This window comes from Albimonas marina (assembly GCF_029223255.1).
Lineage (GTDB): Bacteria > Pseudomonadota > Alphaproteobacteria > Rhodobacterales > Rhodobacteraceae > Albimonas.
This window is the reverse complement of sequence record NZ_JARHUC010000019.1, coordinates 2,501-5,428: the sequence shown is the minus strand read 5'-3', so window position 1 is coordinate 5,428 and position 2,928 is coordinate 2,501. Positions and strand designations below refer to the sequence as shown.

General features: G+C 58.7%; 1 tRNA gene and 2 rRNA genes (1 of these 3 running past the window's edge). All 3 read right to left on the bottom strand.

The features are described 5' to 3' along the window. Window position 1: 1 nt before the first annotated feature. A tRNA-Met gene (locus tag P2H44_RS25450) sits at window positions 2–78 on the bottom strand. A 45-nt stretch (window positions 79–123) separates the two neighbouring features. Beyond that, a 5S ribosomal RNA gene (rrf, locus tag P2H44_RS25445) occupies window positions 124–238 on the bottom strand. A gap of 121 nt (window positions 239–359) precedes the next feature. After that, a 23S ribosomal RNA gene (locus tag P2H44_RS25440) occupies window positions 360–2,928 on the bottom strand; it runs 259 nt beyond the window's last position.

Below are 2,928 nucleotides of genomic sequence, written 5' to 3'. Positions count from 1 at the left end.
TTGGTTGCGGGGGCAGGATTTGAACCTGCGACCTTCAGGTTATGAGCCTGACGAGCTACCGGGCTGCTCCACCCCGCGGGATTGAGTACATCGTGGAGAGACGAGAATTGGGTTGGTTGACGGGTCCGGCGGCGACCTACTCTCCCACGGCTTGAGCCGCAGTACCATCGGCGCGGCAGGGCTTAACGGCCGAGTTCGGGAAGGGATCGGGTGTTTCCCTTGCGCTGTGACCGCCGGACCTGCGAACCAACCCGGGCCGCTTCTGGGGCGGCCGGGTTTTGATCTTTCCGAAGAATGCCAGGTTGTTTGAATGAACCGCGCTGGTCCGGAGGCCGACTTTCGTCGGCCGTCTTCCGGGGCGGATCAAGCCTATCGAGCAATTAGTACTGGTCGACTGCGCGTGTCGCCACGCTTGCATCCCCAGCCTATCGACGTGGTGGTCTTCCACGGCTCTCAGGCGAGACCTGGTTTCGAGGGGGGCTTCCCGCTTAGATGCCTTCAGCGGTTATCCTGTCCGCACATAGCTACCCTGCACTGCCGTTGGCACGACAACAGGTCCACCAGTGGTGCGTCCACCCCGGTCCTCTCGTACTAGGGGCAGCTCCTCTCAAGTCTCGAACACCCACGGCAGATAGGGACCGAACTGTCTCACGACGTTCTAAACCCAGCTCACGTACCACTTTAATCGGCGAACAGCCGAACCCTTGGGACCTGCTCCAGCCCCAGGATGTGATGAGCCGACATCGAGGTGCCAAACGATGCCGTCGATATGGACTCTTGGGCATCATCAGCCTGTTATCCCCGGCGTACCTTTTATCCGTTGAGCGATGGCCCGTCCACGAGGGACCACCGGATCACTATGGCCGTCTTTCGACTCTGCTCGACTTGTCAGTCTCGCAGTCAGGCAGGCTTATGCCATTGCACTCGTCGAGCGATTTCCGACCGCTCTGAGCCTACCTTCGCGCGCCTCCGTTACGATTTGGGAGGCGACCGCCCCAGTCAAACTACCCGCCACAGAAGGTCCCGGACCCGGGTTCACGGGCCGCGGTTAGACATCAAGCGAATGAAGGGTGGTATCTCAAGGGAGGCTCCACAAGAACTGGCGTCCCTGCTTCGAAGCCTACCACCTATCCTGCACATCACGCGCCTGATGCCAATCTGAAGCTGTAGTAAAGGTGCACGGGGTCTTTCCGTCTGACCGCGGGAACCCCGCATCTTCACGGGGAGTTCAATTTCGCTGAGTCTACGTTGGAGACAGCGGGGAAGTCGTTACGCCATTCGTGCAGGTCGGAACTTACCCGACAAGGAATTTCGCTACCTTAGGACCGTTATAGTTACGGCCGCCGTTTACCGGGGCTTCATTTCGGAGCTTGCACCCCTCCATTTAACCTTCCGGCACCGGGCAGGCGTCAGACCCTATACGTCGCCTTGCGGCTTCGCAGAGCCCTGTGTTTTTAGTAAACAGTCGCCACCCCCTGGTCTGTGCCCCTCCCCCATGGTTGCCCACGAAGGAGGCCTCCTTCTCCCGAAGTTACGGAGGCATTTTGCCGAGTTCCTTCAACGTAGTTCTCTCAAGCGCCTTGGCATGCTCTGCCAGTCCACCTGTGTCGGTTTAGGGTACGGTCTGGATGGAGGGCTCTTTCCAGGGACCGCTCAGCAGCAAGACCAATCCGATAAGGCCTCACTACACCTGCGATCCGTCACCTTCTCCTGGCTCAGGAATATTCACCTGATTCCCATCGCCTACGCCTTTCGGCCTCGGCTTAGGGGCCGGCTCACCCTGCTCAGATTAGCTTCAAGCAGGAACCCTTGGACTTTCGGCGGGAGGGTCTCTCACCCTCCTTGTCGCTACTCATGTCAGCATTCTCACTTCCGTCCGCTCCACCGCGCCCTCACAGGGCGGCTTCATCGCCGACCTCGCTCCGACCACCCGCCTCCCGAGGGAGACGCGAAGTCGGAAGAGATCCAGAACGGAACGCTCCGCTACCAGCGCTTACGCGCTCCAAAGCTTCGGCTCGTGGCTTGAGCCCCGTTACATCTTCGCCGCAAGACAGCTTATCTAGACCAGTGAGCTGTTACGCTTTCTTTAAATGATGGCTGCTTCTAAGCCAACATCCTGGTTGTCTTGGCCGTCTCACATGCTTTCCCACTTAGCCACGAATTAGGGGCCTTAGCTGTTGGTCAGGGCTGTTTCCCTCTCCACGACGGACCTTAGCACCCGCCGTGTGTCTCCCGCACTCTGCTCTTCGGTATTCGGAGTTTGGTTAGGCTCAGTAAGGCTGTGGGCCCCCATCACCCATCCAGTGCTCTACCCCCGAAGGCAATATGCGAGGCGCTACCTAAATAGCTTTCGCGGAGAACCAGCTATCTCCGAGTTTGATTGGCCTTTCACCCCTAGCCACAGCTCATCCCGACCTTTTTCAACAGGTGTGGGTTCGGACCTCCAGCGCGTGTTACCGCGCCTTCATCCTGGCCATGGCTAGATCACTCGGTTTCGGGTCTGATCCCACGAACTGAACGCCCTGTTCAGACTCGCTTTCGCTGCGCCTACGTCTATCGACTTAAGCTTGCTCGTGAGACCAAGTCGCTGACCCATTATACAAAAGGTACGTGGTCACTTGCGCTCCCACTGTTTGTAGGCGTCCGGTTTCAGGGTCTGTTTCACTCCCCTCGTCGGGGTGCTTTTCACCTTTCCCTCACGGTACTGGTTCGCTATCGGTCGGCAAGGAGTACTTAGGCTTGGAGGGTGGTCCCCCCATGTTCAGACAGGATTTCACGTGTCCCGCCCTACTCTAACGGCAGCTTTTACACCTCTACGGGGCTGTCACCCACTTTGGCCCGGCTTCCCAACCGGTTCGAGTTTCATGTGCTGCACGGCCTGGTCCGCGTTCGCTCGCCGCTACTGACGGAGTCTCGGTTGATGTCCTT